Annotated in this window: 13 protein-coding genes; 4 read left to right on the plus strand and 9 right to left on the minus strand. The window is 36.4% G+C overall.

From position 1 onward, the window contains the following. The first annotated feature begins 18 nt into the window (after nt 1-18). On the plus strand, nt 19-3,429 hold the full coding sequence (locus GQN54_RS14520; protein WP_160634288.1) for a LamG-like jellyroll fold domain-containing protein: 3,411 nt from the start codon (nt 19-21) through the stop codon (nt 3,427-3,429). Between the two features lie 59 nt (nt 3,430-3,488). Here GQN54_RS14520 and GQN54_RS14525 read toward each other — a convergent pair whose 3' ends face one another. From GQN54_RS14525 to GQN54_RS14560, 8 genes are all read right to left on the minus strand, one after another. Continuing rightward, nucleotides 3,489-4,409 (minus strand): hypothetical protein, encoded by a 921-nt coding sequence (locus GQN54_RS14525; RefSeq protein ID WP_160634289.1) that lies wholly within the window; start codon nt 4,407-4,409, stop codon nt 3,489-3,491. Nucleotides 4,410-4,488: 79 nt separating this feature from the next. Further along, complete coding sequence (locus tag GQN54_RS14530) at nt 4,489-6,015, minus strand: helicase HerA-like domain-containing protein (protein ID WP_160634290.1); 1,527 nt, start codon at nt 6,013-6,015, stop codon at nt 4,489-4,491. Between the two features lie 311 nt (nt 6,016-6,326). Further along, nucleotides 6,327-6,785, minus strand: coding sequence for a YciI family protein (locus GQN54_RS14535; protein WP_160634291.1), 459 nt, complete (start codon nt 6,783-6,785; stop codon nt 6,327-6,329). 97 nt (nt 6,786-6,882) lie between these two features. Next, entirely contained in the window at nt 6,883-7,332 is a 450-nt protein-coding gene (locus GQN54_RS14540; protein WP_160634292.1) for a KTSC domain-containing protein, read from the minus strand. Between the two features lie 56 nt (nt 7,333-7,388). Continuing rightward, nucleotides 7,389-8,522, minus strand: a complete 1,134-nt coding sequence (locus tag GQN54_RS14545) for a DEAD/DEAH box helicase (RefSeq protein WP_160634293.1) — start codon at nt 8,520-8,522, stop codon at nt 7,389-7,391. Between the two features lie 67 nt (nt 8,523-8,589). Beyond that, nucleotides 8,590-9,003 carry an SRPBCC domain-containing protein gene (locus tag GQN54_RS14550; RefSeq protein ID WP_160634294.1) on the minus strand — a complete coding sequence of 138 codons (414 nt, stop codon included), beginning with the start codon at nt 9,001-9,003 and terminating at the stop codon, nt 8,590-8,592. An 11-nt stretch (nt 9,004-9,014) separates the two neighbouring features. Further along, a complete protein-coding gene (locus tag GQN54_RS14555) occupies nt 9,015-9,953 on the minus strand; it encodes an aldo/keto reductase (protein ID WP_160634295.1) in 939 nt (312 codons plus the stop codon). 128 nt (nt 9,954-10,081) lie between these two features. Then, nucleotides 10,082-12,724 carry a T9SS type A sorting domain-containing protein gene (locus GQN54_RS14560; RefSeq protein WP_160634296.1) on the minus strand — a complete coding sequence of 881 codons (2,643 nt, stop codon included), beginning with the start codon at nt 12,722-12,724 and terminating at the stop codon, nt 10,082-10,084. A 140-nt stretch (nt 12,725-12,864) separates the two neighbouring features. Between GQN54_RS14560 and GQN54_RS14565 the strand changes: the two genes are divergently transcribed. The 3 genes from GQN54_RS14565 to GQN54_RS14575 are packed head-to-tail and all read left to right on the plus strand — an operon-like array spanning nt 12,865 to nt 14,725. Beyond that, on the plus strand, nt 12,865-13,302 hold the full coding sequence (locus GQN54_RS14565; RefSeq protein ID WP_160634297.1) for a peptidylprolyl isomerase: 438 nt from the start codon (nt 12,865-12,867) through the stop codon (nt 13,300-13,302). Nucleotides 13,303-13,309: 7 nt separating this feature from the next. Next, nucleotides 13,310-13,684 (plus strand): DUF3127 domain-containing protein, encoded by a 375-nt coding sequence (locus GQN54_RS14570; RefSeq protein ID WP_160634298.1) that lies wholly within the window; start codon nt 13,310-13,312, stop codon nt 13,682-13,684. Beyond that, nucleotides 13,685-14,725 (plus strand): metal-dependent hydrolase, encoded by a 1,041-nt coding sequence (locus GQN54_RS14575; RefSeq protein WP_160634299.1) that lies wholly within the window; start codon nt 13,685-13,687, stop codon nt 14,723-14,725. A 32-nt stretch (nt 14,726-14,757) separates the two neighbouring features. On the opposite strand, the gene GQN54_RS14580 is transcribed toward GQN54_RS14575, so the two are convergent. Further along, the gene (locus GQN54_RS14580; RefSeq protein ID WP_160634300.1) at nt 14,758-15,468 is read right to left on the minus strand and encodes a hypothetical protein; all 711 of its coding nucleotides are present in this window, start codon (nt 15,466-15,468) and stop codon (nt 14,758-14,760) included. Between the last annotated feature and the right edge of the window lie 276 nt (nt 15,469-15,744).

Consider the following 15,744-nt stretch of genomic DNA (forward strand, 5'->3'; position numbering starts at 1 on the left):
TTTAATTTTAGTAATGCTATGGTTATCAGAAAAGTACTATTATGTTTTCTATCTCTAATTGCTTCTGCTACTTTCGCTCAAAATGTAGGAGATACAATAGTGGTAAAAGCATTAGATTATACAAGTAAAACAAGAGACACTATTGTTAGTTTCCCGAATGGAAACCTTACCTATGAAAAGGTAATTATGCGATATGCAATGCGGTGTAAGGATGGCTTAGTGTCACCACCAATTTCTGGACAAACGAATAGAGGATGTGGTGAGTGGGACTATTCTTGTAACACTTATCTAACAGACTCTACTAAATCTGATTCATTACCTAGAACGACTGACCGCTATTTGATTATTCCCAATACAAATACAAGTGGCATTTACAGCAGCACACCTACTTGGAGTGGAAGACCAATAGCTCAAAAATTGGTGAACCTACAGAATGTCGTTTCCGAAGATACCTCCAAAGTTGGTGTCGGAAATCTAATCGATAGTACAACTTTTAAAGTCAGTGGAAATGGGGGGAAAGTATATATTTTAATGACGCAAACCGAGTTGTCAGCAGCTGGATTAGTCGCTGGAGATATCGACGGTTTTAGCTTTTTTAATTTAGGTACAGGAGTTGCCTTAAAAAACTTTAAGGTGAGTGTAAAATCAACTACACTAAACTCTTTAGCAGCTCCTACTACCGCATTTTTTAATGGGTTTCAAGAGACTTTTTATCATAATTATAACTGTGTGAATGGTGAAAATAGAGTTCAGTTTTACACTCCGTTTATATGGGATGGGAGCTCTAATGTTGTTTTTGAATTGTCATATGTAGGTAAACCCAATAATAGTAAACTTAATATTCAGAGTCACTTAGCTGTCAACACAAACGTATTAGCAGCAATGGAAGACTATTCATACAACTTCTTTCCTTCCAATTATATAGAAGCGGACAGTTATTATGGTATTCCTTCAAATAATCAACGAACTGTTGAAGCATGGATAAAAACCACTGTAAAGGGTAAAGAAATCGCTTCTTGGGGGACTAATTCGGCTGGGCAGAAATTTTCCTTCAGAACTGAAAATTCTGGTTTCCTTAGGTTAGAAATAAATTCTGGATTTGCAGTTGGTTCAACAAATGTAGCAGATGGGAATTGGCATCATGTAGCTTTGGTTTTTTCAGGAAATACGACTAGTCAAATCCAATTTTATGTGGATGGAGTATTAGAAGTAAATAGCTCTGTAAATAATTTGGCAATCAATACTGGGAATTCTTTGGCAGTTCAGGTTTCAAATGGTTTTCATGGACGATACTTCGAAGGTGAAATCGATGATTTAAGAATTTGGTCAACTGCATTATCTCCAACTACTATCGCTGATTGGAGTTACAGGAAAGTAGATGCCTCTCACCCAAATTACAGTTCGTTTGAATTAAATTATGCAGCAAAGGAGCAGACTTCAATAGTTGAGGACGAAAGCGCGAATGGCAGAAACGGCGTGTTTAACTTCTCCTCGAGCTATAAGGAATTAGTAGGAGAGCAGCATTTCAAAGAGTTTGTAGCGGCTGCTTATAGGCCTAACATTAATTTGTTTCAAGGAACTTATAACCAATCTATAATTCAAGATACCGTAATTGATACCACTTTCCAAAAACCATATGCAGTCATTGAAAGAAGTATTTATCCAAAGCCTGGGACTATCTATTCAGATAGTATCGCCTCATTGACTACCAATTATTGGCCACAAAATAATATTATGTATGATTTTAATGGAGTGGTAATCTCAACAACTCCATCTGCCAGTAGTGTTACCCTTCAAAATAGTGTTTTAAACTATTTTGACCGCAGCGCTTCTCAATTAGAAATAATGTCATTCGTAACTCCATATGGTATCAATTTGGATTTGGGGATGGCCGGAAAGGCGTGGTATTTTGATGTAACTGATTTTACACCAATTCTTAAAGGGAATAAAAGATTACAGATGACTAGAGGTGGCCAATTTCAAGAACAAATGGATATTCAATTTTTATTTATTGTTGGAACACCTCCAAGGGATGTGGTTGACATTCAGCAAATATGGAAAGTGGATATGCGTTCTTACGCAGTCATTAGTACCGATGAATATTATGAACCGAGAACTGTTCAATTACCGACAGCAGCTTCTCAATTTAAATTAAGATCCGCCATCACGGGACATGGTCAGGAAGGAGAGTTTATTCCAAGAAATCACTATTTAAGATTAAACAATGGCGCCACCACATTCAATTGGCAAGTGTGGAAGGAGTGCTCAGAAAATCCTGTTTATCCGCAAGGAGGCACGTGGATATATGACAGAGCCGGCTGGTGTCCTGGCATGGCGACTGATGTTAAGGAGTACGATATTACTGCAAATGTCGCTTCATCGACTTCATTTGATATAGATTACGGGGTAACCATTGCTACTGGAACTTCCAATTATATTGTCAATAATCAATTGGTATCTTATGGCGCTGCCAACTTTAATTTGGATGCTAGAGTTACTGAAATCATGAGTCCAACTGATAGAGTAGAGTATGCTAGAGAAAACCCAATGTGTAATAATCCTGAAATAGAAATCCAGAACTCTGGTAGTACAACTTTAACTTCAGCGACAATCACTTATTGGATAAATAATTCAACGACTCCATTGACATACAATTGGACAGGAAATCTAGCATTCCTTCAAAAAGCTATAGTTAGTTTACCTGTAACTCCAACATTCTGGGCTGGAGCGCAACAAACCAACACATTCCATGCGGTAATTTCAAGCGTGAATGGAGCAGCGGATCAATATGCATACAATGATACTATGCGATCAACTTTTATTTTACCACAAATATTTCCGAACCAGTTTTACGTGCAGTTTTATACGAATAACGCGGCCTCAGAAAGTAGTTATGATATTCGTGATGCTGCAGGAGTGGTATTGTTTCAAAGAAATGGGATGAGTAACTCTACGGTATATAAAGACACATTGACACTTAATCAAGGTTGTTATAGTTTTAATGTCTATGACTCTGACGACGATGGTATTTCATTTTTTGCCAATAGCGATGGAAATGGTTCTATACAATTAAGAAACACTTCTGGTGGCGTAATTAGAAGTATCGCTAGTGACTATGGTGGTGGAATTAAGTATCAATTCAATATTGCCACACCAGTTGGAGTAGAAGAGATAGATATAAAGTCAAGTGTAATTGTTTATCCCAATCCTAGTCACTCAGTTGTGAATATTGAAACTATTGGTAAAGATATTGAAGAGCTTCTGATCTATGATGTAAAAGGTCAATTTGTAAAGCAAATTCAAGTCAGTCAGGGTATTCACCATCAAATTCATCAAGTAGATGTGACTTCACTCGAGGAAGGACTTTATTTTGTGAGATTAAGATCGAATGGTGTTATGGAAACAAAGCGTTTTATTGTTACCCACTAAAATTAAAGACGATAAACGTAAAAAAGCGATTCAAGATTCTTGAATCGCTTTTTTTTGTCTTATTTACCAAATTTTAAGCCTATAGAGACGTCAAATCGACTCATGTTTTCTTGCTGACCTTCGGGAAACTTAACCCTTTCTTTAACGCCATTGTATTCGATATCAGCTTCCGATAATGAACCAAATACAAAGCCCATGTCAAGTGATAAAAATAAATTCTTATCTAGTTTAATGTTATATCCGAAGTCGATTGCCAAACCAACGGTGCTACCAGTCATCTTTATTGGATCTATTAGGTAGCCATCATTATCGTAACCAAAGTAACCCAATGAAGCGTTGATAACGAAAGGATTAGAAGAACCCGTTGGAAGAAATTGAGCAGAAACTGCTGGGCCAATAAACAAGGTGCTGATATTGTCATTAAGTAAGCCTGTTCTAATGGCTCCATTTGGATACTCAATATAAATTTCAGCAGAATTACTCGTTCTAAAATTAGAACACATCAAGCCCAGCCCAAACTCTCCATGTAAATAATAAAATACATCTCCTGAAAAGTGATAGCCCGTTTTTAACTCTTTATAATAGCTCTTTAGCCCGCTTTGATCTTCGTCATCCAATCGAACTAATAAGTAACTAAATCCTCCACTGAGCCCAATACTAAACCGATTTAATCCAGTAGGTGGAGCAACAGTATTACTTTCTTCTGAATTGGTGGTATAATTAGGATTAGCATAATCAAATTCTTTCGGTTCAGATTTTACGGGTTTAGAAACATTGAAATGGTAACTTTTAACCTTTGAGCGCTCTAATGAGTAAATAATTTGTATGGGGTCTTTTTGTGGAAGGACATAAAAAATCGAGTCAAGATTAATTTTTGTAATCTGGCAAAATATTTCTTCCCCAGTTTTTTTTACAATCTTATCTTGGCTAAATCCTATCAGGGTTGTAATGGAGAATAGAAGTAGTAATATGGTTTTCATTTGCGGTTGGTAAAATTTCGTTTTAAATATAATTGATAAAAACCATAAAAAAGTTATTTCTATTTTAACTCGAATAAAATTACCTGCGTCTTTTTATTCCTAGAACGCCTAAAAGGCCTCTTGTTAACTCTCGCGCTATTGTTCGTCCAATTTGTCGAGCTGTCGTAGACCCCAAAACAGCTTCAATTGTTGATTTTTCTGACTTTTTGGGTTGAGCAGCTTTACGAGTTGAACTTTCATTGCGTTGAGCAGCTTTTTCGAGTTTTGCTGTCAAAATTTCATAAGCCGACTCTCGATTTATATTTTTGTTGTAATGTGCAGCAATCCTTGAACGACTTACAATTTGGTCGATCTCATCGGCTGTTAGAATATCCATTCGCGACTGAGGTGCACGCAAAAGGGTATGAACCAGTTCCGTTGGTCTACCTTTTTTACCTAAAGCAGTAATCAAACATTCTCCTGTTCCAAGGTTGGTTAATAAATCTTTAGTATCATAAAATTCAGTGATAGGATAATTTTCAGCTGCCATTTTAATGGCTCTTCGGTCTTTGGCAGTAAATGCCCTTAATGCATGTTGGACTTTAAGTCCTAATTGAGAAAGAATTGTTTCCGGGACATCTGTGGGATTTTGTGTAATGAAGAATAAGCCCACTCCTTTTGAACGTATCAATTTAATTGTGGTTTCCAATTGATCTAAGAGTTCCTTTGAGGCTTCATCAAAAATTAGGTGTGCTTCATCAATAAACACACATAATTTAGGTTTGTCCATATCTCCAATCTCTGGCAACTTTTCATAAAGCTCAGCTATCAGACACAGCATGAAGGTAGAAAACAGTTTTGGTTTGTTTTGTATGTCTGTTAATCGGAGTATAGATACAATGCCCTTCCCATTTAGATCTGTTCGAATTAAGTCCTCTACTTCAAAAGAAGGTTCTCCAAAAAAACGATCCGCTCCTTGCTGTTCGATCTCTAATGTTTTTCTTAGAATGGCACCTACTGAAGAACCACTTATGGTGCCGTATTCGTTTTCGATTTCAGCTTTTCCTTCTTTGGAAATGTAATTCAATACTTTTTTAAAATCATCTAAATCTAGTAATGGTAAGCCATGGTCATCACAATATTTAAACGCTACTGAAACAGCTCCTGTTTGGGTATCATTTAGTCCTAATATTTTTGAAAAAAGAACCGGGCCAAACTCTGAAACCGTAGCCTTTAGTTGAACACCTTTTTCATCACTCAATGATAAAAACTCTACAGGACTCTTATTGGCTTCGAAAGGAAATCCAATTTTATCATGCCGTTCGTTTATTTTAGGGTGGCCTTCAGACGCAGCAGCTATACCACTGAGGTCTCCTTTGATATCCATAATTAATGATGGAACCCCCTGTTTAGAGAGTTCCTCAGCAATAATTTGTAACGTCTTTGTTTTTCCAGTTCCAGTAGCACCAGATATTAAACCATGCCGATTCATTGTATTTAAAGGCACTTTAACTAAGGTGTTGGTTTGTGCTTCAAAATCTACCATTGCAGCACCTAAGGTGATGAATTCTCCTTCAAAGGAGTATGAACTTTCGATGGTGGAAATGAATGGAGACTTATCTGTCATTGCTGTAAACTATTACTGATGTTAAAAAATAGGTATATGGAGTACAATAATAGCTATTTTTAAAGTAATCGTTACGTTAAATAGGACTGGAGAAAATGGATTATTTAGCCAATGATTTGTTCTATCAGAAATCGTGTTTAACGATTATAAGAGTTAAAATAGAATAGGCTGAAAAGTGAAAGGTTTTAGAAATAATTAATATAACAATACGTCAATTAATCACTAAAAAAAGGTAGAATTACCAAAATTATAGAAATGTGGGGTGTAGATAAGATTAATCATCTAAATTCAATGTATAAAGAAAGATTAGTTCAAGGCGACTTTTTCTCAATTTTTTCATGGAAATCAAGGTACATAGGGATAGCAGCCGAGCCATACCAAGGGTAGAGTTCTGGCTTCAATAGTTTTGCCGTTATAGCAGGATCTGTTTCTAATAAGGTTAGCACTTCTTTCTCATCACTAAGATTAAATAAAAACAAGCCTCGAAAATCATTAGGGTTTTTAGCGAATGGGCCGGCAATAATCATTTTTTCTTCTTCAACGAGTCGACCAATATTTTTTAAGTGGCCTTCAAATAGTTTACTTCTAGTTGATTGATCTTCAATGGTACTATCTCCAGTTTTTAAAATAACTAAAACATACATTTTCATGCCATAATCGTCAGCGCCCAATTTTTTAGCTAGTGTAGAGTCATAAGTTGAAGCGGCTGTTTGACTATGAGCATATAGCGTTAAAAAAAGGAAGGCAAAAAGATTTAGTACTTTATACATGTGGACTTAATTTAGGTCGAAGATAGAAAAAATAGATCATAAAAAAGCTCCATGCAAACTAAATGGCATGGAGCTTCGAGAAAGTTCTTAAAGTTTCTTATTCTTGATCTGATCCTTTTTTTGATTTTCTATAAAGGAAGGTGTTAAAGATGTTTCTTTTCCCAAAACGCATCTGTTTATCAGAGTTCACAAACTTTTGAAACAACTTGGCATTCACACCAAAGTATTCATAAGTAGAACCATCAGTGAAAGTCACATCCATCAACAGGCCTTTATGTTTGTAATCTACCACACCTTCCGTATCCAACATTTTTGTATACTCCTCTAAATTTGCAGCTTTAGTTTCAGGGGCTATGCTAACCAAAAAGTGATATCCATCAATAATTTGTTTACTCATTCTATCAGCTTCTTCAGCTTTAGAATCATCTGCTTGAAATTTATCTGGATGCCACTCTTTTACAAGATTCCTATAAGTAGTTTTAATTTGTTTTAAATCAATTTCATTTTCTACAGAAAATAGTTTCTTGTATTCGTTGATGCGTTTCATTACTGCTTTTTTTTAATGGTGCGCGAAAGTACACATAATCTGAAAGTGAAAAGAGATTAAAAATCTAAATTTTCAGAATCAACCATAGTAACCCATTTTTTCATTTTCTTTTGAATGACTTTAAAATGATGGCTATCCTCTGGAGTGACAAATGTGATTGCTTCTCCAGGATTTTCTGCCCGACCTGTTCGGCCGATTCTATGAATAAAATCTTTAGGAGACCTAGGTAATTCGTAATTGATTACACATGGTAAAAATTCGATATCAATACCCCTAGAAAGCAGGTCGGTAGCGACCATCACTCTTAATTTGCCAGATTTAAACAAGTTTAATGTCTCATTTCGATTTCCTTGGGTTTTCTTACTATGGATGGCTCTAGATGAAATTCCATTCTTGAATAGTTTGTCAGAAACTTTATCGGCTTCATGGGTGGAAGATGTAAAAACTAAAACTTGATGGAGCTTTTTCGACTCGATCAAATAACGCAAGAGAGGTCCTTTTTTTTCCAATGAAACGAAGTAACCTGTTTGCTGAATCAAGTCCAATTGTTCAACTGCATCTTCTATCTTAATTACGATAGGTTGTTGTAATAATAATTGTTCTATTTTTTGAACTTCCGGACTTAAAGTGGCTGAAAATAAAAGTGTTTGTTTTTGAGACGGTAATAATGCGAATATACGATCCATCTCGGCCTTAAAACCAAGGTTTAGCATTTTATCCGCTTCGTCTAGAACTAAAACACTAATTTTATTAGTAATTAGCGCTTTAGAGTCTATTAGTTCTAAAAGTCGACCAGGAGTGGCAACTAAAACATTTACGCCGTAAAGTCCTTTCATTTGTGGATTAATAGAAACTCCACCATAAGCAGCCATAGATTTGAATGGGTAGGAGAGGTGGGTGCTTAATTGCTGAAAAATCTCATTCACCTGGACGGCTAACTCTCTAGTTGGCACTAATACCAATGCGTTTATGTTTCTATTTTTTTCAGTGGTATTCCCTTTTAAATTCGACAAAATGGGTAATACATAGCTAGCTGTTTTTCCTGAACCCGTTTTAGCAATCCCTAGCAAATCTCTACCTTTTAGGATTTCAGGAATTGCTTGTTTTTGTATGGGTGTTGGGGATTTATAATCTAAAGCATTTATCGCTTTTAGAAGTTGAGGAGAAAGACCTAGGGATGAGAATGACATCTAAATATTTTGTGGTTAAAAGTTTACAAAGGTAGTTTGAAACATTGGAGAATAGTGGAGTCGTTTTTTATTTTTCACTTTCAACATATTTTTTAAAGTTTTCTAAAATGGATTGCCATCCTGCGCGCTGATGTTCAGCAGAATGAATGTCTTCTGTTTCAAAAGTTTCCTGGAGTAGAATACAATCATCTAGTTGCAGAAATTTAATTGTTACTGCTCTGTCATCTAACATTCGGTAGGTAATGAGTTTATTAGTAACGACCTGGTCGTATATTCCTTCAAAATCAAACCCTACACTACCATCTTTAGCTTCCATTCTCCATGAAAACTTACCATTAGGAACCATCTGATTTTCTGCGCTAGGACAACACCAGTCTTCGGAAGCAAAATTCCAATGAATAATGTGATTAGGTTGGGTCCAATACTCCCAAACTCGGTCCATATCTGCTTTGATTTCAATTTCTAAAGTAATAGACTTCATCTTTTATTAACTTATAGGTCCCACAAATTTTCTTTAGTATAGAATGGGTTCTGCGTCCAAAAAGACCCATCGATAATTCTGTAATTACTGTCTAATGCTGCAATTTGTTTGATATCTATTTCATCCAATTTTACAGCATCAGCTTGGAGGTTTTCTTGTTGTCTTTTAGCATTAGTTGATTTAGGAATTGCACAAATATTTCTGTACTGATTCCACGCTAAAATTATTTGTGCAGTGGTACAATGGTGTTTGCTTGCAATTGATTGGAGGGTATTGTTAGACAAAATATTGGGCTCATCTGCTTTTTTAAATCCTTCAGATCGATCTGCAGAGCCTAAAGGTGAATATGCTGTCATGAGGATATGATTGGCTTTACAAAATGCATTTAAATCTTCTTGTGGGAAAAAGGGATGTAGCTCCACTTGATTCATTTCAACCTTCTGAGCTGAATTTTCATTGAGGTGTTTTAATTTTTTTATGGAGAAGTTGGAGACTCCCAAATGCTTGACCAAGCCTTCTTTTTTTAACTCGATCATGGCATTCCAAGTATCTAACAGCGGGACTTCTTCTAGGGATAAGAATTCTGCTGGGTCTGCTCCTTTTTTCATGGCTACTGGCCAATGCATAAGGTATAGGTCTAAATAATCTAATTGTAAATCATTTAATGTTTGAATTAGCGCTGGTTTTACATCTTGTGGGATATGTTTGTCATTCCAAAGTTTAGAAGTAATGAACAGTTCCTCCCGCTTCACCATTCCGCTATTAAACAAATCATTAAAAGCTTCTCCTATTTCTTTTTCATTACCATATATGGCAGCACAATCGATGTGTCTGTATCCAATTTTAACCGCAGAAATAATGGCCTCTTTTACTTCTCCTGGCCTACTTTTCCATGTTCCTAAGCCAATTGTGGGTATTTGATCTCCGTTGCTAAATGAAAGCATTTTCATATTCGTCCGTGTTTAAGATTCGAGTGAAAAATTAAGAAAATCGATTCGTTTAGTCGATTTAAATACAAAAAAAAGGTGTCTTCGCAACTGGCAAAGACACCTACTCACTAATTAAACAAAATTAATAACTAATTCATCGTCAGCTTTCCTTTGGCAATTATTTTTCCATTGCTATTCAATTGGTAAATATATTGACCTTGAGGCAAGTGCCCTTTGAAAACTAATATCTTGTCTTGATACTTAATCACCTTTGGTGAAACGATTTGCCCTTTTATATCTCTGATTTCTATATTGACAACATTTCCATCAATTGAATTGGAAAGTGCTATGGTAGTAAAATTGTTAAATGGATTGGGGTAAACAGATAGTTTTTCTAAAGTTTGTTCTTCCACTCCGACAGGAACTGTTCCATTTTCGAATTGAACCTTGATCATTAAGTCTTCAGAATTATTGTTTACATAGGGCGCATATCCATTTGCATCCAACTGATAGGTGTTTTTGGAGAAAGGAAGTTCTTGATCTACTCCCAGTGTAATTCCGTTACCGAAAGGTCTCCAAACTACATAAAATCCATTACTATCCACCAGCACGTTATTACTAGAAGGAGTAACGTCGATGTAGGTGTTAGTAGTAATATTACCCGAACCTACTAAAACACTATCCAATACTGTTCCTGGCATTCCATTTGGTCCATCAGCTTTATATAGCAGAACATCAAATCCAAAAGCGCCACCTAAAGCAGTGTGGTAAAAAGATGTTTTCTTTATTCTACTAGAAGCGTAAGGAGGTTTGAAATATACCGCATAAGCCATCATACTTGAAGCATTGGCTACCGATCCTTCTGAAGTGGCATTAGCGTATGAGGCATTTATGGTGCTGAGGTTAGTATCAACAACGATAATTTCTTGAATCATGGTGTCATTGTCTAATTCATTATCCTTTAGAAGTTTGTTGAGGTATACGTGGTAGCTATAAGTTCCTGCAATAGAAGGAGTAAATGTATTGCTAAAGGTGAAAGTCGTATCTCTTCCAGCATTTAAAGTTGCCAATACTTTTGAGCCAGTTCCTACCTGTATACCTGAATTGGTAAATTGTTTATTCTGAACAGTCACATTAGTGGCATTTCTGAAACCGATATTACTAATTTTTGCGGTCAATGGATATGGGCGTACACGTTGTGTAAACACAGCCTTACCATTTAATCTACCAATTGAGGTAACTTCCCCATCTTCAGAAGGTGTTGCAATGGTCATTCCCATCATGAAGTCTTGAGTAGATTGATCTCTATAATCTGCCCAGCTACCCGATATAACTTCAATTGCGCGTTTAGATATGGGGAGTGAAGTGCTTGTCCCAATGTTGATTCCATCTCCATCCATTAACCAATGAATGTAAACACCACCGCTTGTGATCGTGATATTAGTGTCGTTAGGTTTGATGCTCGCATAAGAATTAATAGTCAATGATCCTGGCGCAACATACACACTATCGAGTAATGTCCCATGTGTTCCATTTGGGCCGTCATCATCAAAAATCATGGCATGAAATCCTACTGCTGGAGTGCCTAAGGCAGTAATGTAATATTCCGTACTTAATATTCTTGCTGGATAGATAGGCGGACTCATGTATACAGCTGTACCACCATTCCCTCCGGACCATCCAATACTACCGGTGGAGACCCCATCTGTATAATCCATTTTAATGGTATCACTGACTGGGTTTAAAGCAATTATTTTTTGAGTCAAGGAGTTATTAGAAGGTGTGTTATCTCCAGTAACCCCCGTAATGTTGGTACGATAAGAATGCGCGCCCAATTGGGTAAATGTGTAGGGGGTGTTATACGTAATCGTAGAATCTTTTCCTGCTGCTAAATTTGCAATCGATTTACTCGTATTAAGAGGTGTACCACCTACAGGAGGAGTTACCGTTCCATTGGCTGTAAGGGTGGGGATGGTTTGATTTCCAGTGTTTTTAACATTGGTTTTTAAATCTAAAACTTGTCCCTGTAAAACGAATTCACCGGCAGAGGAGGTATTGCCCACCCAATTAGCAGAAGCATCCGTAAGGGGAGCCACAATGTTTGGATAATAATATTTTACCGAAGTGTTGGCCGTAGGAAATACCATACCTCGGTATTGTTGTAGGCCATCTGTTCCCGATGAATTTTCAATTCCTATGGATAATCCGTTAGCAGTATAGGTCGGATCAGGTGACCCAGTTTGTGATTGATAATTTACTGTAATTGAGGTATCTAATTTGTTTAAAATAATTTGAAAGGTATTACTACCACCATATTGGGCTGAATTGTTAATCCAAAAAGGGACATTAATAAACGAGACACAAACGCTATCTCCATTATCATAGTAATAAGCTCTTCCAGGGTTGCCTGAACTGGCAAACGACAAATCGCATAATAGGGCGGCAATAAAATTATTTGGACCTCCTACAGTTGGTATGATTGGAAATGCACCCGCTACTGAGGCAATGTTGACAGAACTGAAGGAGATGTATCCATTTGAACCCACATAGAAACTAGTAGGTTGAGCGGTATAATAAGTAAAACTTGAAAGTGGAAAAGGCCCTATTACATTGTCATCTCCTAAGCCGTTCACTTGAGTGCCAATCGTTGAAATGTCGTACCAAGCATATGTAGGGCCTCCACTTGCAGCTGACGATTTCCAAGTGTAACCGAAGTTATCTGGACCTCCTGAAGTCTGAGCAATCATCCCAAAAGGGACAAGAAAACTCGCAATTAGTAATAATTTTTTCATCGCAATTAATTTTTAGTTTAAGGAGTTAATTTAGTATTAAAAAAAGTTAAAACCAAATTTTTCATCGGGTGAAGAATAGGAAGATAGATTATGAAAAAGAGATTCAAAAACATAAATTTGCGTTCTTAAATTTTGAAAAGATGAAAAAAGCAAAAATGACCACCGATAAAGGTGAGATGATGATCGAGTTTTACGAGAAAGATGCTCCAAAAACTGTAGAGAACTTCGTAAAGCTTTCGAATGATGGGTTTTACAATGGATTGACTTTTCATAGAGTGATTCCTGATTTTGTAATACAAGGAGGATGTCCTGATGGAACAGGAGCAGGTGGTCCTGGGTATTCTATCGATTGCGAGCTGAATGGAGACAATCAATTTCATGATAGAGGAGTGTTGTCAATGGCGCATGCTGGTAGAAACACTGGTGGAAGTCAATTTTTTATCTGCCACAGTAGAAAAAATACTTCTCACTTAGACCGCAATCATACTTGTTTTGGTAAAGTGGTAGAAGGTTTAGATGTAATCGATGCCATTAAGATGGGAGATAAAATTCAGAAAATAGAAATTATAGAAGGATAAAAATATTATGGGATTATCAATAGAAGGAAAATTAACAGCCATATTACCAGTAGAAAGTGGAACAAGTAAGGCCGGAAAGGACTGGAAAAAGCAAGGATTTGTAGTAGATACTGGAGCTCAATTTAATCCGGAGGTTTGTTTTAGTTTGTTTGGTGATGATAAAATCGCCATGTTGAATGGATTAAAAGCGGGGCAGGATGTGAAAGTGGAGTTTAACTTGTCTTCAAGAGAATATAACGGTAGATGGTTTCACAATGTAGATGCTTGGAAAATTGATGTAATTGGAGCTCCTGCGGCGGCTGCAGCAGGCAGTATGCCACCACCCCCAGCCAATATGAACCCAGCAGATGAAGCATCGGAAGAGGATGATCTTCCATTCTAAATGGATTCACTCACTCAAATTGTTCTTGGAGCCGCTGTTGGTGAAGCGACTTTAGGAAAGAAAATAGGGAATAAAGCCCTCCTATGGGGAGCCATAGGAGGCACTATTCCCGACTTAGATGTTTTCGTAGGAAAACTATTCGACACCGTAACTGAACTCGATATACATAGAGGATTCAGTCATTCCATTTTGTTTAGTTTATTGTTAGCTCCTGTGTTAGGTTTTATAGTTAACAAATGGTATCAGAAATCTAATGAGGCTAATTGGCGTGATTGGACTTTGCTGTTCTTTTGGGCATTATTCACTCACCCTTTATTGGATAGTTTTACCACATGGGGAACGCAAATCTTTTGGCCTATGGACTATCGAGTGGCCTTCCATAGCATTTTTGTCATCGACCCCTTATATACCCTCCCGTTCCTAATCAGTACAATAGCAGTGCTGTTCTATCAACGAGAGTCCCCGATCCGTCGGAGATGGAATCGATTTGGAATTTTATACAGCACAGCCTATTTGGGAATTACCTTGCTGATAAAAACTCACGTTAATGAAGTGGTGGTAGATAGTTTAAAACAACAGCAAATTCAATTTGAGAGTTTCCAAACAAGACCGACTCCATTTAATACGCTGCTATGGGCAACGAATGTGGAACTAGAAGATGATTTTTTAATGGGATATTATTCCTTATTCGACAAACAACCTAAGGTGATTTTTAAAAGAATTGCTAAACAACATCTTTTGCAAAGAGAGGTGGAGAAGGAAAACGATTTTCAGCGTTTGCAATTTTTGACCAAAGGATATTACACACTGGAACAGTTTTCGGACACTTTAGTAATGAATGATCTCCGATTTGGAGAATTCTCAGGCTGGAACTCGATTGCTGAAACGACTAATTCAGTCTCCGAAGAGAATGATTTTGTATTCACATATTATCTTACTAGAGATAATGAAGGTCAGTTAGTTGTTCATCGCAAACCCAATCAAATGAGAAAAGCAAAAGAAGCCATGAACGGCCTATGGAACCGACTGAAAGGAGAGTAGTAGGAGTTAGTGGAAAAAGAATAGTCGTTGATTTACTTTTGAAAGTTCTTATTTATCAAATATTGTAAGCCTATTCTGAAACTATTCCAGCTTGCGTCTACACCAAATTCTTCATCTTCAGTTTCTTTGTTGTTATTTATAGTATTAGTTGTGTTAGGAATTGACTCTTTTCTAACTCGGTAATAAATTTGCCCTATCGATCCATTGATAGCCCATTTTGGAGAAAAGAAATAGGTTAATCCTGGAGTGAAGTTAAGACTAAGTTCTTTATTTTTAGAAGTATATGATTGAGCAGTTCCTCCTCTAGTCTCTCCGCTACCTACTAATAAGTTGAAAGCAGTAGTAAAATAAAGTCTTTCAGTTATACCATTATACCTTTTAAAAAACGGATTAAAGTAAAACATTCTAGTTTTTTCTTTATATGATGTTTGAATAATATATGTTGAAGGTAGAAAAGGGTAAAATGAGGATTCTGTCCTTTGAATTAGATAACTATTTGCTTCAAATTCAGCTTTCAAACCGACACCTATTAGTATAGAATTATTTACAAAAAATCCAAAACTTGGAAGAACAGAAAAGGATTCGGATTCCAACTCTACAATGGGGTTGGATGGTAAATTCTGATCGTTTTTTGTTTTATTATAATTGGCATTGCCACTAAATAAGACTGATCCTGAGGTAATTTGTGCAGTTAGGTTGCATGATAAAAGACCAATGATGATTCCAAGTAATAACCCTTTCATGTTTTTATATTATAGTTAACTCTATGTTTTTTAAGAGGAGTGAAAGATAATCGATAATATTGAATTCAAAATACTATTTCCTAAAAAATACTATCTTCAGAATACCGGACTTGGTAGTGCGATAATACACTCAATATTAAGTAAATAAATGAAGAGGCTTTTTACTAAGTATTTTTTGTGAAATATGAAGAGGTAGATTTAATGAACGTCAATTCTGTCAAACTATATTTCAGAAATTAAGTCCGCATTTCGTAAACCTTTTCATAGTCAGTTCGT

The organism is Acidiluteibacter ferrifornacis, assembly GCF_009909615.1.
In the GTDB taxonomy this organism is placed as follows: domain Bacteria; phylum Bacteroidota; class Bacteroidia; order Flavobacteriales_E; family Vicingaceae; genus Acidiluteibacter; species Acidiluteibacter ferrifornacis.

Coding starts and splice junctions, on each gene's coding strand:
- GQN54_RS14555 (WP_160634295.1), bottom strand. CDS start 9,953: ATGAAAATGCTTTCATTTAGCAACGGAGATCAAATACCCACAATTGGC.
- GQN54_RS14545 (WP_160634293.1), bottom strand. CDS start 8,522: ATGTCATTCTCATCCCTAGGTCTTTCTCCTCAACTTCTAAAAGCGATA.
- GQN54_RS14540 (WP_160634292.1), bottom strand. CDS start 7,332: ATGAAACGCATCAACGAATACAAGAAACTATTTTCTGTAGAAAATGAA.
- GQN54_RS14525 (WP_160634289.1), bottom strand. CDS start 4,409: ATGAAAACCATATTACTACTTCTATTCTCCATTACAACCCTGATAGGA.
- GQN54_RS14580 (WP_160634300.1), bottom strand. CDS start 15,468: ATGAAAGGGTTATTACTTGGAATCATCATTGGTCTTTTATCATGCAAC.
- GQN54_RS14530 (WP_160634290.1), bottom strand. CDS start 6,015: ATGACAGATAAGTCTCCATTCATTTCCACCATCGAAAGTTCATACTCC.
- GQN54_RS14560 (WP_160634296.1), bottom strand. CDS start 12,724: ATGAAAAAATTATTACTAATTGCGAGTTTTCTTGTCCCTTTTGGGATG.
- GQN54_RS14520 (WP_160634288.1), top strand. CDS start 19: ATGGTTATCAGAAAAGTACTATTATGTTTTCTATCTCTAATTGCTTCT.
- GQN54_RS14570 (WP_160634298.1), top strand. CDS start 13,310: ATGGGATTATCAATAGAAGGAAAATTAACAGCCATATTACCAGTAGAA.
- GQN54_RS14575 (WP_160634299.1), top strand. CDS start 13,685: ATGGATTCACTCACTCAAATTGTTCTTGGAGCCGCTGTTGGTGAAGCG.
- GQN54_RS14535 (WP_160634291.1), bottom strand. CDS start 6,785: ATGTATAAAGTACTAAATCTTTTTGCCTTCCTTTTTTTAACGCTATAT.
- GQN54_RS14550 (WP_160634294.1), bottom strand. CDS start 9,003: ATGAAGTCTATTACTTTAGAAATTGAAATCAAAGCAGATATGGACCGA.
- GQN54_RS14565 (WP_160634297.1), top strand. CDS start 12,865: ATGAAAAAAGCAAAAATGACCACCGATAAAGGTGAGATGATGATCGAG.